At 73.8% G+C, this 22,249-nt stretch carries 23 protein-coding genes and 1 riboswitch; of the genes, 9 read left to right on the top strand and 14 right to left on the bottom strand.

The window, feature by feature from the left end; translation table 11 throughout:
- Positions 1-148 precede the first annotated feature (148 nt).
- The 3 genes from WCD41_RS14350 (at position 149) to gcvP (ending at position 4,749) form a co-directional block, all read left to right on the top strand.
- A complete protein-coding gene (locus WCD41_RS14350) occupies positions 149-622 on the top strand; it encodes a bifunctional nuclease family protein (RefSeq protein ID WP_337714083.1) in 474 nt (157 codons plus the stop codon).
- A gap of 284 nt (positions 623-906) precedes the next feature.
- On the top strand, positions 907-1,449 hold the full coding sequence (locus WCD41_RS14345; protein ID WP_337714240.1) for a MerR family transcriptional regulator: 543 nt from the start codon (positions 907-909) through the stop codon (positions 1,447-1,449).
- 62 nt (positions 1,450-1,511) lie between these two features.
- Positions 1,512-1,615, top strand: a riboswitch (glycine riboswitch).
- A gap of 203 nt (positions 1,616-1,818) precedes the next feature.
- Positions 1,819-4,749: an aminomethyl-transferring glycine dehydrogenase gene (gene gcvP, locus WCD41_RS14340; protein ID WP_337714082.1), complete on the top strand. Its 2,931-nt coding sequence runs from the start codon at positions 1,819-1,821 to the stop codon at positions 4,747-4,749.
- 52 nt (positions 4,750-4,801) lie between these two features.
- Here gcvP and WCD41_RS14335 read toward each other — a convergent pair whose 3' ends face one another.
- Genes WCD41_RS14335 through WCD41_RS14320 form a run of 3 tightly spaced genes read right to left on the bottom strand, consistent with a single transcriptional unit; the run spans position 4,802 to position 6,517 of the window.
- Positions 4,802-5,365, bottom strand: a complete 564-nt coding sequence (locus WCD41_RS14335) for a Clp protease N-terminal domain-containing protein (protein WP_373695129.1) — start codon at positions 5,363-5,365, stop codon at positions 4,802-4,804.
- A 12-nt stretch (positions 5,366-5,377) separates the two neighbouring features.
- Positions 5,378-5,593 carry a helix-turn-helix domain-containing protein gene (locus WCD41_RS14325; RefSeq protein ID WP_337714081.1) on the bottom strand — a complete coding sequence of 72 codons (216 nt, stop codon included), beginning with the start codon at positions 5,591-5,593 and terminating at the stop codon, positions 5,378-5,380.
- A 57-nt stretch (positions 5,594-5,650) separates the two neighbouring features.
- Entirely contained in the window at positions 5,651-6,517 is an 867-nt protein-coding gene (locus WCD41_RS14320) for an alpha/beta hydrolase (RefSeq protein WP_337714080.1), read from the bottom strand.
- Between the two features lie 142 nt (positions 6,518-6,659).
- Between WCD41_RS14320 and WCD41_RS14315 the strand changes: the two genes are divergently transcribed.
- Positions 6,660-7,595 (top strand): helix-turn-helix domain-containing protein, encoded by a 936-nt coding sequence (locus WCD41_RS14315; RefSeq protein ID WP_337714079.1) that lies wholly within the window; start codon positions 6,660-6,662, stop codon positions 7,593-7,595.
- Here the strand turns inward: WCD41_RS14315 and WCD41_RS14310 are convergent.
- The 8 genes from WCD41_RS14310 to WCD41_RS14275 form a co-directional block, all read right to left on the bottom strand.
- Positions 7,592-8,389, bottom strand: coding sequence for a universal stress protein (locus WCD41_RS14310; RefSeq protein ID WP_337714078.1), 798 nt, complete (start codon positions 8,387-8,389; stop codon positions 7,592-7,594). The two genes, WCD41_RS14315 and WCD41_RS14310, sit on opposite strands and share 4 nt — an antisense overlap.
- Positions 8,386-9,786 carry an APC family permease gene (locus tag WCD41_RS14305; RefSeq protein WP_337714238.1) on the bottom strand — a complete coding sequence of 467 codons (1,401 nt, stop codon included), beginning with the start codon at positions 9,784-9,786 and terminating at the stop codon, positions 8,386-8,388. The genes WCD41_RS14310 and WCD41_RS14305 overlap by 4 nt, the downstream gene beginning before the upstream one ends.
- A gap of 114 nt (positions 9,787-9,900) precedes the next feature.
- Entirely contained in the window at positions 9,901-11,283 is a 1,383-nt protein-coding gene (locus WCD41_RS14300; protein ID WP_373695128.1) for an MFS transporter, read from the bottom strand.
- 50 nt (positions 11,284-11,333) lie between these two features.
- On the bottom strand, positions 11,334-12,107 hold the full coding sequence (locus WCD41_RS14295) for a VldE C-terminal domain-containing protein (protein ID WP_337714077.1): 774 nt from the start codon (positions 12,105-12,107) through the stop codon (positions 11,334-11,336).
- A gap of 319 nt (positions 12,108-12,426) precedes the next feature.
- Complete coding sequence (locus WCD41_RS14290; RefSeq protein WP_337714076.1) at positions 12,427-13,407, bottom strand: NAD(P)/FAD-dependent oxidoreductase; 981 nt, start codon at positions 13,405-13,407, stop codon at positions 12,427-12,429.
- Entirely contained in the window at positions 13,404-14,591 is a 1,188-nt protein-coding gene (locus WCD41_RS14285; protein WP_337714075.1) for a hemolysin family protein, read from the bottom strand. Before WCD41_RS14285 ends, WCD41_RS14290 begins: the two co-directional genes overlap by 4 nt.
- Positions 14,588-15,943 carry a hemolysin family protein gene (locus WCD41_RS14280; RefSeq protein ID WP_444876301.1) on the bottom strand — a complete coding sequence of 452 codons (1,356 nt, stop codon included), beginning with the start codon at positions 15,941-15,943 and terminating at the stop codon, positions 14,588-14,590. Before WCD41_RS14280 ends, WCD41_RS14285 begins: the two co-directional genes overlap by 4 nt.
- 19 nt (positions 15,944-15,962) lie before the next feature.
- A complete protein-coding gene (locus WCD41_RS14275) occupies positions 15,963-16,427 on the bottom strand; it encodes a PPOX class F420-dependent oxidoreductase (protein ID WP_337714074.1) in 465 nt (154 codons plus the stop codon).
- Between the two features lie 49 nt (positions 16,428-16,476).
- Here WCD41_RS14275 and WCD41_RS14270 point away from each other — a divergent pair, with 49 nt between their 5' ends.
- The 4 genes from WCD41_RS14270 to WCD41_RS14255 all read left to right on the top strand — a co-directional run bounded on the left by WCD41_RS14270 (position 16,477) and on the right by WCD41_RS14255 (position 19,498).
- The gene (locus tag WCD41_RS14270; protein ID WP_337714073.1) at positions 16,477-17,211 is read left to right on the top strand and encodes an SDR family oxidoreductase; all 735 of its coding nucleotides are present in this window, start codon (positions 16,477-16,479) and stop codon (positions 17,209-17,211) included.
- Between the two features lie 82 nt (positions 17,212-17,293).
- Positions 17,294-18,268: a type I pantothenate kinase gene (gene coaA / locus WCD41_RS14265; protein ID WP_373695127.1), complete on the top strand. Its 975-nt coding sequence runs from the start codon at positions 17,294-17,296 to the stop codon at positions 18,266-18,268.
- A 67-nt stretch (positions 18,269-18,335) separates the two neighbouring features.
- The gene (locus tag WCD41_RS14260; protein WP_337714071.1) at positions 18,336-18,803 is read left to right on the top strand and encodes a MarR family transcriptional regulator; all 468 of its coding nucleotides are present in this window, start codon (positions 18,336-18,338) and stop codon (positions 18,801-18,803) included.
- 59 nt (positions 18,804-18,862) lie between these two features.
- On the top strand, positions 18,863-19,498 hold the full coding sequence (locus WCD41_RS14255; RefSeq protein ID WP_337714070.1) for a mycothiol transferase: 636 nt from the start codon (positions 18,863-18,865) through the stop codon (positions 19,496-19,498).
- Positions 19,499-19,505: 7 nt separating this feature from the next.
- Here the strand turns inward: WCD41_RS14255 and WCD41_RS14250 are convergent, their stop codons facing one another.
- Both WCD41_RS14250 and WCD41_RS14245 read right to left on the bottom strand, forming a co-directional pair.
- On the bottom strand, positions 19,506-20,300 hold the full coding sequence (locus WCD41_RS14250) for a DUF427 domain-containing protein (RefSeq protein WP_337714068.1): 795 nt from the start codon (positions 20,298-20,300) through the stop codon (positions 19,506-19,508).
- Positions 20,301-20,370: 70 nt separating this feature from the next.
- Complete coding sequence (locus WCD41_RS14245) at positions 20,371-21,021, bottom strand: GOLPH3/VPS74 family protein (RefSeq protein WP_337714067.1); 651 nt, start codon at positions 21,019-21,021, stop codon at positions 20,371-20,373.
- A gap of 59 nt (positions 21,022-21,080) precedes the next feature.
- On the opposite strand from WCD41_RS14245, the gene WCD41_RS14240 reads away from it, so the two are divergent.
- Positions 21,081-21,905, top strand: coding sequence for a YqjF family protein (locus tag WCD41_RS14240; protein WP_337714066.1), 825 nt, complete (start codon positions 21,081-21,083; stop codon positions 21,903-21,905).
- On the opposite strand, the gene WCD41_RS14235 is transcribed toward WCD41_RS14240, so the two are convergent.
- A complete protein-coding gene (locus WCD41_RS14235; RefSeq protein WP_337714065.1) occupies positions 21,817-22,224 on the bottom strand; it encodes a hypothetical protein in 408 nt (135 codons plus the stop codon). The two genes, WCD41_RS14240 and WCD41_RS14235, sit on opposite strands and share 89 nt — an antisense overlap.
- Positions 22,225-22,249: the final 25 nt, after the last annotated feature.

Raw genomic sequence — 22,249 nt, 5'->3', positions numbered from 1 at the left:
ATCCGCTGGGCGACGCGACCTGAGGCGCATCCTCGGACGCGCGCGCAGGGGTGCCCGAGCGTGTAGCGTCACGGTTCGTCGACCGGTGGTCGGAGAGATGGAGCCAGAAGCTCGACAGGGCTCGATCCATTCGAGGAGGGCGAGTCGCATGAGCGAGATGCGTGTCGTGGGGGTTCGGGTCGAGCTCCCCGCGAATCAGCCGATCCTCCTGCTGCGCGAGACCGAGGGCGACCGTTACCTCCCCATCTGGATCGGGTCGGTCGAGGCCACCGCGATCGCCCTCGAGCAGCAGGGCGTCAAGCCGGCCCGTCCGCTCACCCACGATCTCCTCAAGGACGTCCTCGGCGCGCTCGACCGGCGCCTCGAGCAGGTCCGGATCATCGACCTGCAGGAGGGCACCTTCTACGCGGAGCTCGTCTTCGACGGCGACATCCGCGTGTCGGCCCGCCCCAGCGACTCCGTGGCCCTCGCTCTGCGTGTCGGGGTGCCGATCCACGCCGAGGAAGGCGTCCTCTCCGAGGCCGGGCTCGTCATCCCCGACGAGCAGGAGGACGAGGTCGAGAAGTTCCGCGAGTTCCTCGACTCGGTCTCGCCGGAGGACTTCCGTGGGGCGGATACGTAGTGTCGCGGCAAGGCTGAGCGCTGCCCCCACGCTCCTGCGTCGCGTGGCGTCAGCCGTCAGCCGCCGCGGCTGACCGGGGTGGTGGGAGACCTGGCCACCCGGCCAGCTAATCTCACCCTCAACTCGAGGTCGAGAGTCGCCGCGCGTCGCGTTGACCCCCGTCTCCGCCGCTCGTACCGTCGGCGTCACAACGGCACGAGGGAGGCACATCGGTGAGCGGTGGTCAGGACGGCGGTCCCGCCGGCCCCGAGCTCGAGCCCCTCGGCCCCGAGGGTGAACAGGGTCTGCTGTTCGCCGACGAGCTCTTCTCGGACGGCGAGCCGGGCGGCGAGGTCGTCGGCTACCGCGGGCCGGCCGCGTGCCAGATCGTCGGCATCACCTACCGCCAGCTCGACTACTGGGCGCGCACGAAGCTCGTCGTGCCGAGCATCCGCACCGCGACCGGGTCGGGCTCGCAGCGGCTGTACTCCTTCAAGGACCTCGCGGTGCTCAAGGTGGTCAAGAACCTCCTCGACACCGGCGTCTCGTTGAACAACATCCGCGTCGCGGTCGAGCAGCTGCGCCGCCACGGCGTGCGCGACCTCGCCCGCATCACGCTCTTCTCCGACGGCGTCACCGTGTACGAGTGCACGTCGCCGGAGGAGGTCGTCGACCTGCTCCAGGGCGGCCAGGGCGTGTTCGGCATCGCCGTCGGCGGGGCGATGCGCGAGATCCACGGCACCATCTCGCGGTTCCCGGCCGAGCGCGCCGACGCCGCGGCGGTCGACCACGCACCGGAGGACGAGCTCGCCTCGCGCCGCAACCGCGGGGCCCGCTCCGCCGGGTGACGCGGCCCACGCGGACCGTGGGCTGCCGGCCCCGTCTGCGCTACCCTCTGCGCGTCGTACTTGGACACCGCGCGGGAGAGACCTGCACACAGAAGCCTCTGGCTGCAGGCGCCGAAGGAGCAACTCCTCCCCGGAACCTCTCAGGCACCCTGACCGCGCGGAGGAGACGACCTCTGGAAAGAGGTGAGCGGTCGGGCTCGCGCCGGGATCGTCCACCCGCCGATGGTGCAAGCCGAGGGTGAGCCCACCCCACCGGCGAAGCTCTCAGGCGCCCGCACCGTAGCGGGCAGCGGCAGAGGGGGAGGCCGCGTTCGGGGACGGCGACGTCCGTGAGCGCGAGGCCCCTGTTCGCCCTGCTCCGGAGGCGTCATGAACGCATCGCACGGTCCCGCATCCTCGTCCTGGGAGAACGCTCCGCTCGCCGCGCTCGAGCACGGCGTCCCCTTTGCCGACCGTCACATCGGACCCGACGCGCGGGGCCTCGCCCGCATGCTCGAGACGGTGGGGGTCGGCTCGCTCGAGGAGCTCGCCGACCGGGCGATGCCCACGTCGATCCGCACGGACCCGGCCGACTGGTCCGACGACCCCACGGGCGCGGCGCCGCCCCCGCCGGCCACCGAGGCGCAGGTGCTCGACGAGCTGCGCGGGCTCGCCGCGCAGAACACGGTGCTCGAGCCGATGCTCGGGCTCGGGTACCACGGCACCATCACCCCGCCGGTGATCCGCCGCAACGTCCTCGAGGACCCGGCCTGGTACACCGCCTACACGCCCTACCAGCCCGAGATCTCCCAGGGCCGGCTCGAGGCGCTGCTGAACTTCCAGACGATGGTCTGCGACCTCACCGGCCTCGACGTGGCCGGCGCGTCGATGCTCGACGAGTCCACCGCGGCCGCCGAGGCGATGCTCCTGCTGCGCCGGGCCGACAAGACCAGGTCGTCGACGTTCCTCGTGGACGCCGACACCCTGCCCCAGACGATCGCCGTGCTGCACACGCGCGCCGAGTCGCTGGGGATCGCGCTGCAGACCGTCGACGTCACCGCCGAGCTCCCCACCGACGACTTCTTCGGCCTGCTGCTCGCGGCGCCCGGCGCGTCCGGCGCCCTGCGCGACCACCGCGCGGTCGTCGAGGCCGCCCACGCGCGCGGGGCCGCCGTCGTCGCGGCCTGCGACCTGCTCGCCGCCGCGATGGTCACCCCGCCCGGCGAGGTCGGCGCGGACGTCGCGGTCGGCTCCACGCAGCGCTTCGGGGTCCCGCTCGGCTTCGGCGGACCGCACGCCGGCTTCCTCGCCGTCCGTCAGGGGCTGGCCCGCCAGCTGCCCGGCCGTCTCGTCGGCACCTCGGTGGACGCCGACGGCGACCCGGCCCACCGGCTGGCCCTGCAGACCCGCGAGCAGCACATTCGCCGCGACAAGGCGACGAGCAACATCTGTACCGCGCAGGTCCTGCTGGCGGTGATCGCGTCGATGTACGGGGTGCACCACGGCGCCTCGGGGCTGCGGACCATCGCGCGCCGCACCCACCGCATGGCCGCCGTGCTCGCCGCCGGCCTGGTCAAGGGCGGCGTGGAGGTCGTGCACCGCGAGTTCTTCGACACCGTCCTCGTGCGGGTGCCCGGTGGCGCGGCGGCGGCCGCGGCGGCGTGCCGGGACGAGGGCATCCTCGTGCGCGAGGTCGACGCCGACCATGTCGGCCTTTCCTGCTCCGAGCGCACCACCCGCGAGCACCTGCGCGCGCTGTGGCGCGCGTTCGGCGCCGGCGAGATGGACGTCGAGGACCTCGACGCCGCCACCGGCGACGCCGTTCCCTCGTCGCTGGTGCGCACGTCGAGCTACCTCACCCACCCGGTGTTCCACCGCCACCGCAGCGAGACGGCGCTCCTGCGCTACCTGCGCGAGCTCTCCGACAAGGACGTCGCGCTGGACCGCAGCATGATCCCGCTGGGCTCCTGCACGATGAAGCTCAACGCGACCGCCGAGATGGAGCCGATCACCTACCCCGGCTTCGCGGAGCTGCACCCGTTCGCGCCGGAGTCCGACGCGCCGGGGATGCTGCGGGTGATCCACGACCTCGAGGACTGGCTGGTCCACCTCACCGGCTACCACGCGGTGTCGCTGCAGCCGAACGCCGGCTCGCAGGGGGAGCTCGCGGGGCTGCTCGCGATCCGCGCCTACCACCGCAGCCGCGGTGACGTGCAGCGCGACGTCTGCGTCATCCCGTCCTCGGCCCACGGCACCAACGCTGCCTCCGCGATCTCGGCGGGCATGCGGGTGAAGGTCGTGAAGACCACCGACCGCGGCGACGTCGACCGCGAGCACCTGGACGAGGTGATCGCGGAGGCCGGCGACGCGCTCGCCGCCATCATGATCACCTACCCGTCGACGCACGGCGTGTACGAGCCGCACGTGCGCAAGGTCTGCGCGGCCGTGCACGACGCCGGCGGGCAGGTCTACGTCGACGGCGCCAACCTCAACGCGCTGGTCGGGCTCGCCCGGCCCGGCCGCTTCGGCGCCGACGTGAGCCACCTGAACCTGCACAAGACCTTCTGCATCCCGCACGGCGGCGGCGGCCCCGGCGTCGGTCCGGTGGGCGTGGCCGAGCACCTCGCCCCGTTCCTGCCGAACCACCCGGCGCAGCCGTCGGCCGGCCCGGCGACCGGGGTCGGCCCGGTGGCCGGGGCGCCGTGGGGCTCGGCGTCGATCCTGCCGATCTCCTGGGCCTACGTGCGGCTCATGGGTGTCGACGGGCTGCGCCGCGCGACGCTGACCGCGGTCGCCGCCGCCAACTACGTCGCGACCCGACTGCAGGACCACTTCCCGACGCTCTACACCGGCCCGGACGACTTCGTCGCCCACGAGTGCATCCTCGACCTGCGCCCGATGACCAAGGCCTCGGGGATCACGGTCGACGACGTCGCCAAGCGCCTGGCCGACTACGGCTTCCACGCCCCGACGATGTCGTTCCCGGTGGCGGGGACGCTGATGGTCGAGCCGACCGAGTCGGAGGACCTCGACGAGATCGACCGCTTCTGCGACGCGATGATCGCGATCCGCGCCGAGGTGGCCCGCGTCGAGTCGGGGGAGTGGCCGGCCGACGACAACCCGCTGGTGCACGCGCCGTTCACGGCCCGGTCGGTGCTGGTGGGGGAGTGGGACCACACCTACAGCCGCGAGGAGGCCGCGTTCCCGGCCGCCGGCCGCCCGGCGAAGATCTGGCCGCCGGTGCGTCGCATCGACGCGGCCCACGGCGACCGCCACCTCGTCTGCTCCTGCCCCCCGCTCGAGGAGCTCGCCGACTCCTGAGGTGCGCTGCGCGCACGTGAGCAGAAATCAGTGCTGGAGCACTGATTTCTGCTCACATGGCCGAAGGCCACACGTCGAGTGCCGCCCGGATGCCGCGCAGCGTGAGGCCGCGGGCGTGCAGGAGACCCGAGGACCGGCCCGTCTCCTCGTGGAGCAGGCCCAGCAGGATGTGCTCGGAGCCGATCGACCGGTCGCCGCGCCGGATGGCCTCGCGCAGCGCGAGCTCGAGGACCTTCTTCGCGCCGCGCTCGAACGGGATGTGCCCCCACAGTCGCCGCCGGTCGCGCCCCGCTGCCCGGGTGCTCTCGAGCGCGCCCGGCCCGAACGCCTCCTCGATGCGGTCGCGGACCTCGTCGAGGTCGATGCCGACGCTCGCGAGCGCGTCGCGGTCCGGCAGCGGGGGGCCCTCGGGCGGCGCCGATCGCCGGAGGTCCTCTTCCACGGTGGTGACCGTGACGCCCCGCGCCGCGAGCAGGGCCGCGCCGCGGGTGTCGCTCGCCCGGCAGAGACCGAGCAGCAGGTGCTCGCTGCCGATGGTCCGGTCGCCCCGCTCGCGGGCGTCCTCCTGGGCCAGCACCACGACCCGACGGGCCGGTTCGGTGAATCGTTCGAACACGTCGGTCCCCCTTCAGAGGATGTGACGGCGGTACTTCTTGTGCACCGCCTGCCGGCTGACCGACAACCCGTCGGCGATCTGCTGCCAGGACCACCCCTGGTCGCGCGCGTTGCGCACCTGCAGCTCCTCGAGCGACTCGAGGAGCGTCCGCAACGACGACACCGCCGCGAGCCCCGTCGCCGGGTCCCGCGAGGACGCCGCCGCCGCCACCGCCGTCGCATCAGCCATGCGTGTCAATCTAGGTTGACGTGTCGAGCGGTGTCAACCGGAGTTGACGCCCGATCCTCAGACCGTGATCGCCTCTGTGGGTGCCTCCGGCGCGGGCACGATCGGCGGGGGAGTCGTGGCGTGGCGCAGCGCCCAGGCCAGCACGTAGTCGGCGATCTCCTCCCACCCCGGCGCGGCGGGCAGGAGGTGGGGCTTGCTGCCGAACTCGACGACCTCGGTGATCGTCTTCTCGGCCCTGTAGTGCGCCGCGTTCGACCACTGCACCTTCGGCGGCATGATGTTGTCGCAGCTGCCGCCGACGAACAGCAGCGGCGCGCGGCCCTCGTTCTCGTAGTTCACCCACGTCCCCTGGTGGCCGGGCGTGAGGTTCGCCAGCGCGCTCTCGAACAGGATGCTGCCCGACACCGGGATGGCGTAGCGCTCGTAGAGGGCGCGGGCCTGGTCCTCGGGGAAGGTGTTGGTGAACGCGTAGTTCCAGTGCTCGAAGTCGTAGCGCACCGCCCGGTGCCGGTTGGCCGGGTTCTTCAGCACCGGGAACGTGGCCTTGACCTGCGACAGCGGGATCACCGGCACGCCCTCGGTCGGTGCCGAGTTCAGCGCGACGCCGGCGGCGCCGAAGCCGTGGTCGAGCAGGATCTGGGTGAACGCGCCGCCCGCCGAGTGACCGATGATGATCGGCGGGGACGACAGCCCGCGCAGGATCTCCTCGAGGTGCTCGACGATCGCCGGGATCGTGAGGGCCTCGACGGGGGAGGGGTCGGCGTTGAGGGACTCGACCTCGACCTCGAACCCCGGGTAGGACGGGGCGATCACCCGGTACCCCTGCGCCTCGTAGTGGGCGACCCACTGCTCCCAGGAGCGCGGGGTCACCCAGAAGCCGTGGACGAGGACGATGGTGTCGGGCGTGCGGTGGGCGTGGGTCATCCCGGGACTCCTCGATCGGCCTACAGTGCGATCACCGTAGGTAGACACGGGACGGCGGAGTTGCCCGAGAGTGCGCGGTTCTTGCCGCAGGATGCGGTCGCAGCCTTGGTATCGCGCTCCGCCGTCTCTACGCTGAGTCACCATGCTGGTGCTCGACTCCCGGGACGCCTCCGCGTCCGAGCGCGTCGAGCTCGTGACGACCCTGATGGCCGAGACGAGCGCGGCCACCGTCACCCTCGCTCCGCACGCCGACCTCCACGCGCGCATGGACCTCTGGCAGCTCGGCCGCCTCCCGCTGTTCCGCAGCGAGTCCTCGGGAATGGCGATGTCCCGCGACCGGCGCCGCGCCCGCCGCGACGAGGCGCCGATCGTCGCGCTGGCCGTGCAGGAGCGCAGCACCGCCCGTCACGAGCAGTTCGGTCACCAGCAGACGGTCGCCCCGGGCCGGCTGATGCTGGTCGACCTCACGGCGCCGTTCGCGTTCTCGTGGGCGACGTCGGGGGCGTCGCGGGCGCTCCAGGTGCCCCTCGACGCGCTCGGCCTGCCGACGGAGGTCATCCGCGACGCGGCACCCCGCCTCGACGCGAGCCCGCTCGCGGGCCTCGTCGGTCGCCACGTCGTCGACCTCTTCGACGCGGCCGACCGCCTCGAGGCCGGCGAGCAGGCCGCTGCGGTCGGCGCGGCGAGCATCGACCTCGTCCGCGCACTCATCGCCTCGACCCACGGCGACCGGGTCGCCCGGCCCGTCCACCACGAGACGCTGCTCGCGCAGATCCACGAGTACCTCCGGCAGCGGCTGCGCGACCCCGACCTGGGTGCCGACGAGATCGCCGCGGTCCACAACATCTCCCGCCGCCGGCTGTTCGAGCTGTTCGCCCGCACCGGTGGCAGCCTCGAGCAGACGATCATCATGCGGCGCCTCGAGGCGGCCCACGACGAGCTCGGCCGGCCCGGCGCGCGGCACAAGGCGATCGCGACCGTGGCGCACGAGTGCGGCTTCCGCGACGCCGCGCACTTCAGCCGCCGGTTCAAGGACGCCTTCGGGGTGACGCCGCGGGACCGGCGGGCGGGCGCCTAGGCCAGGGTCGTCGTGCCCGGCGTGAGGACGACGGGCACGGGCGCGCCGCGGACGATGGCGCCGCCGGGGTCGCCGAGCAGGACGCGGGTGGCGGTGCCGGCCGCGTTGGCGCCGACGACGAGGATCTCGCCGTCGTCCCAGCCGATGCTCTCCACCGCTTCCTCGACGCTCGCCCCGGCGACCGCGAGGGTCTCGGCGTCGGTGACCCCGAGCTCGGTGAGCGCTGTGCGCTGGGCGGCGACCATCTGCTCGCGCCACTGCTCGACGACGACCTCCTCGGCGTGCAGGCCCGCCTCCGGCGGCACGGTCGGCCCGCGCTGGGGGCCGAACGATGCGACGCGCAGCGACGCCCCGGTGCGCCGGGAGAGGTCGACGGCCGTGGCGAGGACCCGGGAGGCGTGGCGGCCGCCGCCCCACGCGCAGGTCACGCGCGTGACCGGGCCGTCGTGGACGGCGTCGTCGCCGACCAGCGCCACCGGGACGTCCGCGGAGCGGGCGAGGCGCGCGCCGACCGAGCCCGGCCCGGGCGGCGCGTCCCCGAGCACGATCACGCCCGCCTGGTGGGCGTGCGCCGCGCGGGCGAGGCCGCCGGGGACCGAGCGGTCCTCGACGACGGTCGTCTCGACCTCGACGCCGTCCACGGCGGGCGCGGGTTCCGGCGCGGCCGGGTCACCGGGCGAGGTCACCGTGCACACGACGACCGGGCCCCCGAGCGCGCGGGCCAGGCGGGTGCCGAGCACGAGGGCCCCGGCGCCGGTGTCGCTCCCGGGGACGCGGCCGACCAGCACGGTCACGACGACTCCTCCTCGGATGTCTCCTCCGTCGACGCGCGCAGACGCGAGTGGCGTGCGCCGTAGAACGCCCAGAACACGAGCGCGACGCCCAGCCAGAGCACGAACACGATCAGCGTGATCCACTGCAGCCCGGAGATGAGGTAGATGCAGGCGGCGATCGAGAGGATCGGCGTCACCGGGTAGCCCGGCACCTTGAATCCACGCGGCAGGTCGGGCGCGGTGCGGCGCAGGACCATGACGCCGATCGAGACCACCGAGAACGCCACCAGCGTGCCCACGCTGACCAGGTCGGCGAGCACGTCGAGCGGGATCAGGCCCGCGAGGATCGCCACGGCCACGCCGACGATGATCGTCGTCGGCACCGGGGTCAGGGTGCGCGGGTTCACGCGCGAGAGCAGGGGCGGGAGCATCCCGTCGCGGCTCATCGAGAACAGGATGCGCGACTGCGCGTACATCGTCACCAGCGTGACGCTGAAGATCGAGATGACGGCGCCGGCGGCGACGACGATGCCCGGCCACGCGGACCCGGTGACCTCGCCCATGATCGCGGCGAGCCCGGCCTCCTGGCCCTCGAACTCGTTCCAGGGCTGGGCGCCGACCGCGGACACGGCGACGAGCAGGTAGATCGCGGTGACGGTGACCAGCGCGAGCATGAGGGCCCGCGGGAGCGTGCGCCGCGGGTCGCGGACCTCCTCGCCGGCCGTCGACACCGCGTCGAGGCCGATGAACGAGAAGAACACCGTCCCCGCCGCCGCGCCCACGCCGCTGAAGCCGAGCGGGGTGAACTCCGCGAAGTTGTCGACGGTGAACGCCGTGAACGCGATGCCCACGAACAGCAGCAGCACGCCGAGCTTGATGACGACCATGACGGCGTTGACCCGGGCCGACTCGCTGACCCCGCGGATGAGCAGCAGCGTGCAGAGCACCACGAGGATCACGGCCGGCAGGTTGAACACGCCGCCCGCGCCCGGCGCGCCGGACAGCGCGTCGGGGAACCGGACACCGATCGTGGCCTCGAGCAGGGCGTTGAGGTACTCCGACCAGCCCACCGCCACCGCGGCCGACGACACGAGGTACTCGAGGATCAAGCAGGCGGCCACGGCCATCGCCGCCGCCTCGCCGAGGGTGGCGTAGGCGTAGGAGTACGACGAGCCCGACACCGGCACCGCGGAGGCCAGCTCGGCGTAGCAGAGCGCGGTGAGGCCCGCGGTGATCGCCGCGATGACGAAGGACAGGACCACCGCGGGCCCGGCCTCCGGGGTGGCCTCGGAGAGCACGAAGAAGATGCCGGTGCCGACCGTGGAGCCGATGCCGATGGCCGCGAGCTGGCCGAGGCCCATCGACCTCTTGAGGTCGCCGCCCTCGCGCCCGGCGTCGGCGCCGGTCTCGGCGGCCATCGCGGTCACCGGCTTGCGCCGCAACCAGGCGGTGCGGTCAGGTCCGGGCACAGGTTCCCCCCTCGAGGTTGCCGCGTTCGTGTCCCGTCGCCCTCGAGCGGGTGATCGCAGAGACTAGCCCGTGTTCTGGCTCTCGGGCACGCGACTCGTCCGGCGACCGACCGACAGCGCGACCACGGCGGCCACGACCGTCACGATCCCGACCACCCAGAGCCCGGCGCGCTGGCTGCCGGTGAGGTCGGCGAGCCCGCCGGTGACGTACGGGGCGACGAACCCGGAGAGGTTGCCCAGCGAGTTGATCAGCGCGATGCCGCCGGCCGCGGCCGCCCCGGTGAGGAACTGGGAGGGCAGCGGCCAGAACGTCGGCAGCGCCGCGCAGGTGCCGACGGCGCAGACCGTCACCGCGGCGATCGCCGAGAAGGGGTCCTGCAGGTAGAGCGCGATGGGGATGGCGATCCCGCCGAGGATCATGGGGAGGGCGAGCCACCAGCGCCGTCCGCGCTCGCCGGCCAGGAAGCCGCCGTCGCGACGGGCCGCGGCACGGTCGGCCGCCCGGCTCCAGACCACCATCCCGATCGCCGCGACGGCGTAGGGGATCGAGGTGACCAGGCCCTTGTCGATGGTGTCGAGCTTCGTGCCGTACTGCTGCTCGAAGCCCGCCACGATCGTCGGCAGGAAGAAGCCGAGCGCGTAGAGGCCGTAGGTGACGCCGAAGTAGACGAACGCGAGCGCGAGGATCCGCGGCGCGGTGAGCGCGCGGCGCAGGGGCCAGTGACCGCCCGCCTCCACCTCGGCGGCCTCCGCGTCGAGGCGCCGGCGCAGCCAGCCGCGCTCGTCCTCGGCGAGCCAGCGCGCCTGGTCGGGGCGGTCGGTGAGGGCGAACAGGGTGACGACGCCCAGCAGGATCGCCGGGATGCCCTCGGCCAGGAACATCACCCGCCAGCCCGAGAGCCCGAACAGGCCGTCGCCCGCGGAGATGATCACGGCGCTGACCGTCGACCCGACCGCGGTCGAGATGGGCACCGCGACCATGAACCAGCCGACCGCCCGCGCCCGGTACTCGGCCGGGAACCAGAAGGTCAGGTACAGGATGATCCCGGGGAAGAAGCCGGCCTCGGCCACGCCGAGCAGGAACCGCAGGATGATCAGCACGGTCGCGTTCGGGGTGAACGCCATGATCGTCGCGACGATGCCCCAGGACACCAGGATCCGCGTGATCCACCGGCGCGCGCCGAAGCGGTGCAGCGCCAGGTTGCTCGGCACCTCGAGCAGCAGGTACCCGATGAAGAAGATGCCCGAGGCGAGCCCGAACACCGTCGCGGTGAGCCCGAGCTCGGCGTTCATGCCGTTCGGCCCGGCGAAGCCGATGTTGACGCGGTCCAGGTAGTTGACGAAGTAGAGCAGCCCCAGCAGGGGCATCAACCGCCAGGCGACCTTCCGCAGCGTCCGCCGCCCGAGGTCACCCTCCGTGCTCGATCCGCTCGTCTCCGTCGACACCCGTTCAGTGGACCAGGTGGGTCAGGTCCGTGTGAAGTGTGCGGGCGCGATCAGCCGCAGCTGCGCAGCGCCGAGACGTCCGGCGACCCTCCGCGCTCGAACGAGATGTGCACGTGGTCCTCGTGGTTGGCCGTGGCGCCGCCGCGGTCCTCCATGCCCTCCCAGCCGGACCCGGTGTTGATCCGCTGGTTCCAGATGACGTACTCGACGCCGAGGTCGCCCTTGTTGTCGATCACGCAGTCGGCGATGGCGTCGCCGTCGGTGGTCATGAAGTCGAGCGCGTAGCCGCCCGGGTGGTCGGACTGCCCGCCGCGGCTGCCGACGCCGAGGACGTCGTGGCCGGGGAAGACGCACTCCATCGCGTTGCCGACCTCCTGCACCGAGTCGGCCACGCCACCGTAGGAGCTCGAGGCCCCGCAGTCCGTCACCGACGCGGTGCGCTCCTGCTCGGCGGCCGCCTGCTGCGCGCGCTGCTGCTCGGCCGCGCGCGCCTGGGCCTGGCGCGCCACGGCGGCGTCGGCCGCGCGGTCGCGCTCGGTGGCCTTGATGAGGTCGGCCGACGCGGCGCCGGTGCTCGGCCCGCTCACCGGGGCGACGGCGGACCGCGCGGGGCCGGCGCTCGGGGCGTCGGCGAGGGCGGCACCCTGCGCGGAGAGCTCGAGGGTGGTAGCCGCCTCGTCCGCGGTGTCGGGCAGGGCGATGACGGCCGGCCCGACGAGCGCGAGCGCGCTGCCGGTCAGGCCCGCGGCCACCGCGCCGTGCCGGACCGCGGAGCGCCCGTTCGAGCGGTGCCGCGACGCGCCGCGGACGGCGCCCTCGGGCATGACGAACGGGACGGTACGGGGCTCGCGGCGCTGTCCTTCGTGCGCGTCACGGCCCCAGGGGGAGCGTTGCCGTGTCACGTGCTGCCTTCCGGTCACGGAACGGCCCGGCGACACCGTCGGGGTCGGTCGTCACCTCGGGGAGGAGAAGATCACCGTTGGGGGAGCCGTGACCTTCTCGTAACCGTTCCGTGAGCGACAGTAGACGAACCGGACGTGGTGATCCCGCCAGGTTGCCTCGGTGGCGACGGGCGGGACGCACGGCGCGGTCGACGGTCACGGGACGGTCACGGTGCGCGGTGACCGGCGCTCCGGGGACCGCTCAAGGTGCGATGCGCGCCGCGACCGCACGGCCCAGCGCCGTGCCGGAGCGCCACGCGGTCTCCACCTTCGGGCTGCCCCAGGCGTCGCCGCAGAGCCCGACGAGGTCGTCGGTGAGGGCGAAGTCGTCCTCGCGCGGCGCGGCGGGGCTCGCGAACGACCACCGGTGGGCGTGGGTCCACGCCGGCGCGTCCGTCAGGGCGAGCAGCTCGGTGACCGCCGCGACCACGGGCGCGACCGCACCCTCGGGGTCGTCGAGGTGGCGGCGGGCCCGTTCGGCGGTGGTGTGGGCGACGAGCACCGGGGCGCCGTCGCCGCGGCGATCGCCGTCGTCAGCGACCAGGTCGAGGTCCGGGTGGCCGTTGACGAAGGCGGCGCGGAGCGGCGACCAGCTGCGGTGCCCGTAGCCCAGCGCCACCGAGATCACCGGGTTCCAGTCCCGGCCGGCGACGAGGGGTGCGGCCCGCAGGGCGGGGTGCAGCAGGCGCGCGGCCTGGGGATCCGGCATCGCGAGGACCACGGCGCGCGCGGGGATGCCGTCGACCGCCGGGCCGGGGGCCACCTCGGTGACCGTGTGCCCGGTGCTCACCGTGACGCCCTCGGCGAGGTCGGCGACGAGCGAGCGCAGGCCCCCGGGGGCGCACCAGCGCTGCGGGCCCTGCCGCGACGACCACGAGCCGTCCGGGTCGCGGCTGGCCAGGGTGTCGGTCCACGGCCGGGCCAGCCCGCGCCGCTGCCAGTCGTCCACCACCGCGGCGAACTCGTCGTCGCGCACGGTGAAGTAGGCGGCGCCGAGGTCGACGACGTGCGCGGACCCGTCCGGTCCCTCCGGCAGCGGCCGGCTGGCCATCCGCCCGCCGACGCGGTGGGAGCGCTCGAGCACCCGTGCCGGCACCCCGGCGGCAGCGAGCGCCCGTGCGCACGCGACGCCGCTGATGCCGCCGCCGACGACCAGCACCTCGTTCCGGACCGGGGTCGTCACGCGCGGGACCCCGACCGTGTCACGTGCGTGCTGTCGCGGACCGTGCCCACGTACTCCTCGACCAGGTCCTCCAGGGCGACCAGCCCGACCGTCGCGCCGTCGTCGTCGACGGCCCGGGCGAGGTGGCTGCCCTCGCGGCGCAGGGCCGCGAGCGCCTCGTCCACCGGCGCGGAGAGCGCCAGCTCGGGCAGCGTGCGGACGCGCTCGGCGGGCACCGGCCGGTCGGCCGCCTCGTCGTCGGACTGCCCGTCCCCGTCGCCGTCGCCGAGGTCGAGGACGTCCTTGACGTGCAGGTAGCCGGCGAGCGCGACGACCGGCGCGTGCTCGCCCGACCCGTTGCGATCGGTCGGGGTGATCGGCGTCGTGCCCGGCTCGAGGTGGTGGGTGTCGAGACGGGGGTGGGCGTCGGGCGCCTGCGGGGCCTGCACCGGGAAGCGCGAGAACCCGGTGCGCGCGACGGCCTCCTCGACGGCGCCGACCGTCGGGTTGGGCGGGAGGACGGTGACGCGTTCCAGGGGGATCGTCACGTCGGCGACGGTGTGCTCGGCGGAGCTGAGCGCCTGGGTCAGCCGGCGGGTCTGCGACGCGTCGAGCAACCCCTCACGGCGCGACTCCGAGAGCATCTCGGCGATCTCCTGCGGCGTGTAGGCCGCCTCCCGCTCGTCGACGGGCGTGACGCCGAACAGGCGCAGGACGTGGTTGGCGCACCAGTTGAGCACCGTGATGATCGGCCGCGTCACCGTGAGGAACGCCACCAGGGCCGGCACCAGCCACAGCGAGGTGCGCTCGGGCCCGGCGATCGCGATGTTCTTGGGCACCATCTCGCCGATGACGATGTGCAGGATCGTCACGATCGTCAGCGCCACGACGAAGGCGATCGGGTGGATGAGCACCGAGGGGACGCCGATCGGCTCGAGCACGCCCTCGAGCTGGTGGGCCACCGCGGGCTCGCCGAGCGAGCCGAGGGCCAGCGAGCAGATCGTGATGCCCAGCTGCGCGGCCGCCAGCATCATCGAGAGGTGCTCGGAGGCCCGCAGCACCGTGGCCGCGCCGGAGACCCCCTCGGCCTGCAGGGCCTCGAGACGGTCGCGGCGAGCGGTGATCAGCGAGAACTCGGCGCCGACGAAGAACGCGTTGGCGAACAGCAACGCGATCATCAGCAGCAGCGCGACGGTGTCGCTCATGCGGGCGCCTCCGTCCCGTCGGTGGTGACCGCCGCCGGCACCTGGGGCGGGCGCACCACCCGCACCTCGGCGATCCGCCTGTCGTCGACGCGGGTGACGATCAGCTGCCAGTCGTCGCAGGTGACGGCGTCGCCGACGTTGGCGAGGCGCTGCAGCTCCGCGACGATGTAGCCCGCGAGCGTCTCGTAGACCTCGCTCTCGGGGAACGCCCAGCCGACGGCGTCGGCGAGCTCGTCGGGGCGCAGCATCCCCGAGACGATCCAGGCGTCGTCGCTCTCGCTGTGCACCCGCGCGACCTCGCCGCGGTCGTGCTCGTCGCGCACGTCGCCGACGATCTCCTCGACGAGGTCCTCCAGGGTGACGATGCCCGCGGTGCCGCCGTACTCGTCGACCACCAGCGCCATCTGCAGCCCGGCGCCCCGCAGGCGGTCGAGCAGCTCGTCGCCGTCGAGGGAGTCCGGCACCGTGGTCGCGGTGCGCATGAGGTTGCGCAGCTTCGTGGTGGGACGGCGGGCGCGCGGCTCGGAGAACGCCTGCTTGACGTGCACGACGCCGCGGATGTCGTCGAGATCGCGGTCGACCACGGGGAACCGGGAGAACCCGGTGCGCACGGTGGCGGCGAGCAGGTCGTCCACCGTGTCGTCCTGGGAGAGCGCCTCCACGCGCACGCGCGGGGTCATCAGCTCGTCGGCGCGGCGCTCGCCGACCCGCAGTGAGCGGGCCATCACCTCGGCCGTGCCCTCGTCGAGCGTGCCCTGCTGAGCGCTCGTGGCCACCAGCGAGCCGAGCTCCTGGGGCGAGCGCGCCGAGCGCAGCTCCTCGGCGGGCTCGACGCCGAGGCGCCGCACGATCCAGTTGGCCGACCCGTTGAGCCCGCTGATGAAGAAGGAGAGCACGCGCGAGAACGCGGCCTGGATGCCCGCGACCATGCGCGCGGTGCCCATCGGGCGCGCGATCGCGAGGTTCTTCGGCACGAGCTCGCCGAAGGTCATCGACAGCGCGGTGGCGACGATCAGGGCGATCACCGCCGCGGTCCCGCCGGCTGCGCCCGCGGGCAGGCCCAGGTCCTCCAGCAGCGGCGAGATCAGCGTCGCGATCGCGGGCTCGGAGAGGTAACCGGTGATCAGCGTGGTGATCGTGATGCCCAGCTGGGCGCCGGAGAGCTCGAAGGAGAGGTTGCGGTGCGCGCGCTGCACGATCTTCGACCGGCGGTCGCCGACCTCGGCGACGTGGTTGTCGATCTGGCTGCGCTCGAGGCTGGTCAGGGAGAACTCGGCCGCCACGAAGATCGCGGTGCCGAAGGTGACGGCGACGAACCCGACCAGGCCGAGCACCGACAGCAGGACGTCCACGATCGACCGTGTCCCCGTCTCAGCCCGTGGCCAACCGGGCCGGGAAGCCGCCGGTGGCGATCGGCCCCCAGCGCTGAACCGCCAGGCGGATCAGCGACTTGCCCTGCTTCGCCATCGCCGCGCGGTACTCGTCCCAGTCCGAGTGCTCGCCGGAGATCGAGCGGAAGTACTCCACCAGGGGCTCGAGCGCGTCCGGGAGGTCGAGCACCTCGGCGGTGCCCTCGACGTGCACCCACGGACCGTCGAAGTCGTCGGAGAGCACGCACATCGCCACCCGGGGGTCGCGGCGGATGTTCGCGACCTTCGCCCGCTCCGGGTAGGTCGACACGAGCAGGCGCCCTTCGGCGTCGATGCCGAGCGTGACGGGCGAGGTCTGGTCGCCGCCGTCGGCACGCCGCGTGACGACGATCGCCTTGTGCCGCGTGCGCAGGAAGGCGTCGAGCTCCTCGCGTCCCACCCGGTCGTTGGTCGCCACGTTCACCATGGCCACGAGGGTAGCCGCGGGGACCGACACGCCTCGTACGGTGATCACCATGGGTGCGCTGGACGGACGGCGGGTGGTGGTGACGGGCGCGTCGTCGGGCATCGGGGCGGCGGTGGCCCGCGCGGCGGCGGACGCCGGGGCCCGCGTGGGGCTGCTCGCCCGGCGCGCCGACCGGCTCACCGCCCTCGCCGGCGAGACCGGGGGGCACGCCGCGGTCGCCGACGTCACGGATGCGGGGGCCGTCACGGCGGCGGTCGACGAGCTCGCCGACGGCCTCGGCGGGATCGACGCCGTGGTGGCCGCGGCGGGGACGATGCACCTCGGCGCGGTGGAGGAGACCGACCCGCAGCGGTGGCGCGAGGTGTTCGACGTCAACGTGCACGGCCTGCTGGCCACGGCCCGGGCGGCGCTGCCGCACCTGGACGACGGCGCGAGCTGGGTGACGATCTCCTCGATGTCGGGCCGGCGGGTGCCCTCGGCCGCCGGCGGGGTCTACGCGGCCAGCAAGCACGCCGCGCACGCGGTCGACGAGACGCTGCGCCGGGAGGCCGGCGCCCGCGGGGTCCGGGTCACCACCGTGGCGCCGGGCTTCGTCGCCACCGACCTCATGGCGGGCGACGAGCCCGGGCGCGCCGACGTCACCGCCTTCCGCGAGCGGATGCACGGTCTGGGCCTGTCGCCCGAGCACGTGGCGGCCGCGGTGGTGCACGTCCTCGGCCTGCCGCCCGAGGTGTGCGTGGTGGAGTACGCCCTGGTGGCGAGCGCGCAGCAGCGGGAGACGTAGCCCGCGGAGCCCGACCCGTCGGCCGGGAGCGAGGTGACCTGCGCCGCAGCCGGTGGCGGGGGACCCCACGCCTCCGACGACAATGTCGCGCCATGTGCGACGGAGCCCCCGGGATGAGCGGGTCGTGAGTGGCAGCCCGTTCGTCGATTTCGACCGGACGTCCTGGGCCCAGCTGCGCGACACCAGCGCGGTGCCGCTGACGGCGCAGGAGCTCGAGGAGCTGCGCTCGCTCGGCGACCCGGTCGACCTCGAGGAGGTCCGCGACGTCTACCTGCCGGTGTCGCGCCTGCTCGACCTGCACGTCCGCGCGAACTCGGGGCTGCTCGACGCCTACCGGACGTTCCTGCGCCAGGACGAGGAGGCGACGCCGTTCGTCATCGGCATCGCCGGGTCGGTGTCGGTGGGGAAGTCGACGACGGCCCGGCTGCTGCGCCTGCTGCTGGCGCGCTGGGACGACCACCCCGACGTCGCCCTGGTCACCACCGACGGGTTCCTGCACCCGAACGCCGAGCTGGAGCGCCGGGGCCTGATGCGGCGTAAGGGGTTCCCGGAGTCCTACGACCGGCGGGCGCTGCTGCGTTTCGTGTCCGACATCAAGGCCGGCAAGCCCGAGGTGCCGGTCCCGATGTACTCGCACCTGGTCTACGACGTCCTCGACGAGCAGCGCATCGTGTCCCGGCCCGACATCCTCGTGCTCGAGGGCCTCAACGTGCTGCAACCGGCACCGCAGACCGGTGAGCGGGCGAGCGCGCTGGCGGTGTCGGACCTCATCGACTTCTCGATCTACGTCGACGCGCACCCGAGCGACGTCCGCCGGTGGTACGTGGAGCGCTTCCTGGCGCTGCGGGAGACGGCGTTCCGCGACCCGGCCTCGTACTTCCGCCGCTACGCCGAGATGGACGAGGACGCCGCGCGCGCCCAGGCGGCGCGGCTGTGGGACGAGATCAACGGGCCGAACCTGCGCGAGAACATCGCCCCGACCCGCTCGCGGGCCGGCCTGGTGCTCACGAAGGGTGGCGACCACTCGGTGCGACGCATCCGTCTGCGCAAGCTCTGACCTCGCCGTGACTGTCTCGATGGTCGAGCTTCGCACGCTCCGTCTCCCGGCCATGGGACCATGAGGTATGTCCACTTCCGCCACCGAGACGCAGGCCGGCCTGTCCGGTGGGTCCGGATCGTCCGATCCCGACCTGCCGTCGCGCCTGCGGCTGGCCGTCGGCCGGCTCAACCGGCGCATCCGTGTCGACTCCGCGGCCGCGCTGCCACCCCTCCAGACGTCGGTGCTCGCCACGCTCGAGGACCACGCGCCCCTGCGTCTGTCGGAGCTGGCGCGCCGCGAGGCGGTGACGCCGCCGACGATGAGCCGCGTGCTGGCCGCGCTCGACGACGCCGGCCTGCTGATCCGCACTCCGGATCCGCAGGACGCGCGGTCCGCGCTGATCCACCTCTCGGAGGAGGGGCACGCGGCCATCCGCCGTATCCGCACGGAGCGCACCGCGTCGCTCGCCCAGCGGCTCGACCGTCTGGACGCGGACCAGCGGGCGGCCCTCGAGGCGGCCCTGCCCGCCCTCGAGCTCCTCGTGGAGGAGTAGCGGATCCCTCGCGCGGTGTAACGTTCCGCGTCCGGCCGACGACGGACGGTGTGTCAGGTGTGAGCGAGACGACTCCGGGAGAGCCGGTGCTGTTCCAGGCCCCGCTGCAACGCCGCCCGTCACCACCCGAGGTGGCCGACGAGCGTGAGGCGCTCGAAGGCTGGCTCGACTACTTCCGTGCCCTGGTGGTGACCGCCCTCGACGGGCTCGACCACGAGACGCTCCGGCGCCGTGTGCCCGCCGACGGGCCCAGCCTGCTCGCGATCGTCAAGCACCTCTCCGAGCTCGAGCGGACGTGGCTCGTCGAGCGGTGGGGCGCCCGCGGCGGGCGCCACGTCCCGAGCTACGTCGACGAGGACGAGCCGGGCTACCGCCTCGCGGACGTCGAGACCCCCGAGGACGTCGTCGGCAGCTACCTCGAGGTGTGCGAGAAGGGTCGCGACGCGCTCGCCGGCGCCGAGTCGCTCGACGACGCCGTGCGCGACGACCGGCGCGGCCACATCGAGCTGCGCTGGATCCTGCTGCACCTCGTCACCGAGACGGCCCGCTACGCCGGCCAGGCGCAGGTGCTGCGCGGTGCCGCGCTCGCCCAGGCCGGCGACCCCGTCGGGGAGACCGTGCCGTCGACGACGTCGTCCGTGACGACCACCCAGCCGGTGGAGCCGGTCGACCCCGAGGACGCCTCGCCGACCTGAGGACCGACTACTTGACGGGGGCCTCCACCGTCAGGTCGTCGTGCGCGAAGCTCAGCAGCCCCTCGATCGCCCGTGACTCGTCGGTCGGGGTCTCGTAGGACCAGACCGCGTCGGTCAGCACGCGCCCGTCGGGCAGTCGCAGCGAGTAGTACGTCGCGTAGCCCTTGTACGGGCAGACCGTGCGCTTCTCCGAAGGCTCGAGCGTCGCCGCGAGGGCGTCGCGCGGTATGTAGAGGCGGTCGACCAGGCCCGTCTCGCCGAGCAGGATCCCGCCCTGCGCGTCCGCCACGGTCACGCCGTCGGTGGTGGTGACGGTGACGTGGCGGCTGGTGGTGCGCAGGCTGACGCGGTGGTACGGGTCGGGCAGGCGCCCGATGACCTCGTCGTCCTCGTCGAACCAGCGGTCGGCGGCGTCCGGGGCCAGCACCGCGAGCCCGGCGAGCCACGACGACTCGGGGATCGGGTCGGGGTAGGCCCACACGGCGTCGGGCACCACGCGGTCACCGACCCGGAGGCTCCGGTACGTCGCGTCGCCCTTGAACGGGCAGTGCGTGCTGGTGTCGCTGGGCTCGAGCAGGTCGGCGCGCAGGTCCTCCTCGGGGACGTAGAGCTGCGGCGGGAGCCCCGTCTCGAACAGCAGGTGGCCCCGCGTCGTGTCCAGCACGGTCACCCCGTCCACCTCCGCGCGCACGCGGCGGGTGAACGGCTCGAGCAGCAGCGAGTGCGCGGGACCCTCGACGGTGAAGGTGCGGGTCTCCGGCACCTTGCGCGACAACGGGCCACCGAACATGGTCAGGGCCACGACGACCTCCAGGACTGGGCGGATGCACCTGGTGGGTGCAACCCGCGTCGCGGCGGACGGCATTCCCTCCTCAGGTGCCGGTGCTGGCGGCACCCGCCGCCGCGACGGCGGCCACCGCGCCGTAGATGTCGGCGATCGCGCGGTGCACGGCCTCACCGGCCCAGTCGCCCTCGGCGATCACCTTGCTACGGTCGCGCAGCGCCCGCTTCGGCGCGTCGACGACCTTGTGCTCGGCCTTGACCGCGCGCAGCAGCGCGACGAGGGCGGCGTCGTCGGTGCTCGGGGCCACCCCGTCGACGAGCACCGCCCGCATCCGGGCGACGGCGGCGTCGCGACGGCCGCGGTCGGCGGCGGGGTAGCGGGGGGACCGCGGGAGGCCCAGGAAGGTGCGCTCCTCGACGCGCAGCGCGCCGTCGTGCACGAGCCCGGCCAGCAGCGGGTCGGTCACCCGGCTCTGGAGCTTCTCGATCGCGGCCTTCGGGGTCGGCTCGGCGGGCAGGCGCTCCAGGGCGAGGTCGAGCACGTGGTCGCCGGTCGGTCCGCGGTCCCCGATCATCAGCACGGTCTTCCAGCGGCGCTCCTCGAGCCGGGCGCGGTCGTCGAGCACGATCTGGAGCACCACCGCCCCGGCGAGCGCCCGCGGCAGGGACGTGGAGTCCACCAGGGGCGCGCCGGTGTCGGGGTCGTGCAGGAGCAGGGCCAGGTCCTCGGCGGTGCGCATGACGTCATCGTGGCGGCCCGCGAGGCCGCGCCGCCTCCTCCTCGCGACGGAGATCGGGTGTGGTCGACCTCCGCGCGGGGGAGGCCCACCCCGTGATCCAGCCCGTGACGCGCGAGGCACCCGGCTACCGGGGGCCGACCATGATGACCCAGCGCTGGTGCGACGTCGCGTTCCTGCACTGGGCGGTCGACCCGGCCGAGGTGGCCCCGCTGCTCCCGCCCGGGGTGCGGCCCGACGTCCACGACGGGGTGACGTGGGTGGGCCTCGTCCCGTTCCGCATGGTCGGCGCCGGGGTGCTGCGCGGGCCGTCGGTGCCGTGGCTCGGGACGTTCGCCGAGACCAACGTCCGCCTCTACACCGTCGACGAGCGCGGGGTGCGCGGCATCGTCTTCCGCAGCCTCGACGCCACCCGCCTCGCCGTCGTCGCCGGTGCGCGGGTGGCGTTCGGGCTGCCGTACCGGTGGGCGTCGATGGACGTCGCCGACGAGAACGGTGAGCGCACCTACGTGACCCGCCGGCCGCACCCGAGCCGCGTGCGGGTGCGGGTCGGCGCGACCCGGGACGCCGGCGAGCTGGAGGACTTCCTGACGGCCCGCTGGGGTCTGCACGAGCGCCATCTCGGCGGCGACTGGTACGTGCCGAACGTCCACGAGCCCTGGCCGCTGCACGACGCCGAGATCCTCGAGCTCGACGACGCGCTCGTGGCCGCCGCCGGCTTCCCGGACCTGGCGGACCGCCCGCCCGACCACGTGATGTGGTCGCCGGGCGTGGCGGTCCGCTTCGGGTTCCCGCGGCTCAGGCGCGGCGCAGTCCCGTCGCCCACTGCAGGTCGGCGAACACGGCCACGGCGGCGGCCTGGGCCAGGACGACCACGGCGCCGATGACGGTGAGCTCCGCCCACGCGCCGACCGCGAGCCCGAGGCTCATCAGCACCCAGGCGCTGTTGCCGAGCACGACGACCCAGGTCGCGGGGCGGGGGATCGCCGGGCGCGCGGCGAGCAGGACGAGCCCGGCGGCGTAGACGACGAGGAACAGGCCGACGCCGAGCAGCAGGGGCGTCGACAGTCCGAGCAGGGTGTCGAGGACGCCCGCGCCGGCCGCGGCGGCGATCCCCAGCGCTCCCGAGGCGGCGGCGTCGAGGCGCAGGACGCCCCGCAGGGTGCGGTGGGTGTCGGTGACGGTGGCGGTGGTCGTGGTGCTCATGGGGTCCTCCTCGTTCGGGCTGTTG

It is taken from the genome of Actinomycetospora aeridis, assembly GCF_037400275.1.
GTDB classification, from domain to species: domain Bacteria; phylum Actinomycetota; class Actinomycetes; order Mycobacteriales; family Pseudonocardiaceae; genus Actinomycetospora; species Actinomycetospora aeridis.
This window is presented reverse-complemented; position numbering and strand designations above follow the sequence as displayed.

Coding starts and splice junctions, on each gene's coding strand:
- WCD41_RS14350 (WP_337714083.1), top strand. CDS start 149: ATGAGCGAGATGCGTGTCGTGGGGGTTCGGGTCGAGCTCCCCGCGAAT.
- gcvP (WP_337714082.1), top strand. CDS start 1,819: ATGAACGCATCGCACGGTCCCGCATCCTCGTCCTGGGAGAACGCTCCG.
- WCD41_RS14325 (WP_337714081.1), bottom strand. CDS start 5,593: ATGGCTGATGCGACGGCGGTGGCGGCGGCGGCGTCCTCGCGGGACCCG.
- WCD41_RS14320 (WP_337714080.1), bottom strand. CDS start 6,517: ATGACCCACGCCCACCGCACGCCCGACACCATCGTCCTCGTCCACGGC.
- WCD41_RS14315 (WP_337714079.1), top strand. CDS start 6,660: ATGCTGGTGCTCGACTCCCGGGACGCCTCCGCGTCCGAGCGCGTCGAG.
- WCD41_RS14305 (WP_337714238.1), bottom strand. CDS start 9,786: ATGGCCGCCGAGACCGGCGCCGACGCCGGGCGCGAGGGCGGCGACCTC.
- WCD41_RS14295 (WP_337714077.1), bottom strand. CDS start 12,107: ATGCCCGAGGGCGCCGTCCGCGGCGCGTCGCGGCACCGCTCGAACGGG.
- WCD41_RS14285 (WP_337714075.1), bottom strand. CDS start 14,591: ATGAGCGACACCGTCGCGCTGCTGCTGATGATCGCGTTGCTGTTCGCC.
- WCD41_RS14275 (WP_337714074.1), bottom strand. CDS start 16,427: ATGGTGAACGTGGCGACCAACGACCGGGTGGGACGCGAGGAGCTCGAC.
- WCD41_RS14270 (WP_337714073.1), top strand. CDS start 16,477: ATGGGTGCGCTGGACGGACGGCGGGTGGTGGTGACGGGCGCGTCGTCG.
- coaA (WP_373695127.1), top strand. CDS start 17,294: ATGTCGCGCCATGTGCGACGGAGCCCCCGGGATGAGCGGGTCGTGAGT.
- WCD41_RS14260 (WP_337714071.1), top strand. CDS start 18,336: ATGTCCACTTCCGCCACCGAGACGCAGGCCGGCCTGTCCGGTGGGTCC.
- WCD41_RS14245 (WP_337714067.1), bottom strand. CDS start 21,021: ATGCGCACCGCCGAGGACCTGGCCCTGCTCCTGCACGACCCCGACACC.
- WCD41_RS14235 (WP_337714065.1), bottom strand. CDS start 22,224: ATGAGCACCACGACCACCGCCACCGTCACCGACACCCACCGCACCCTG.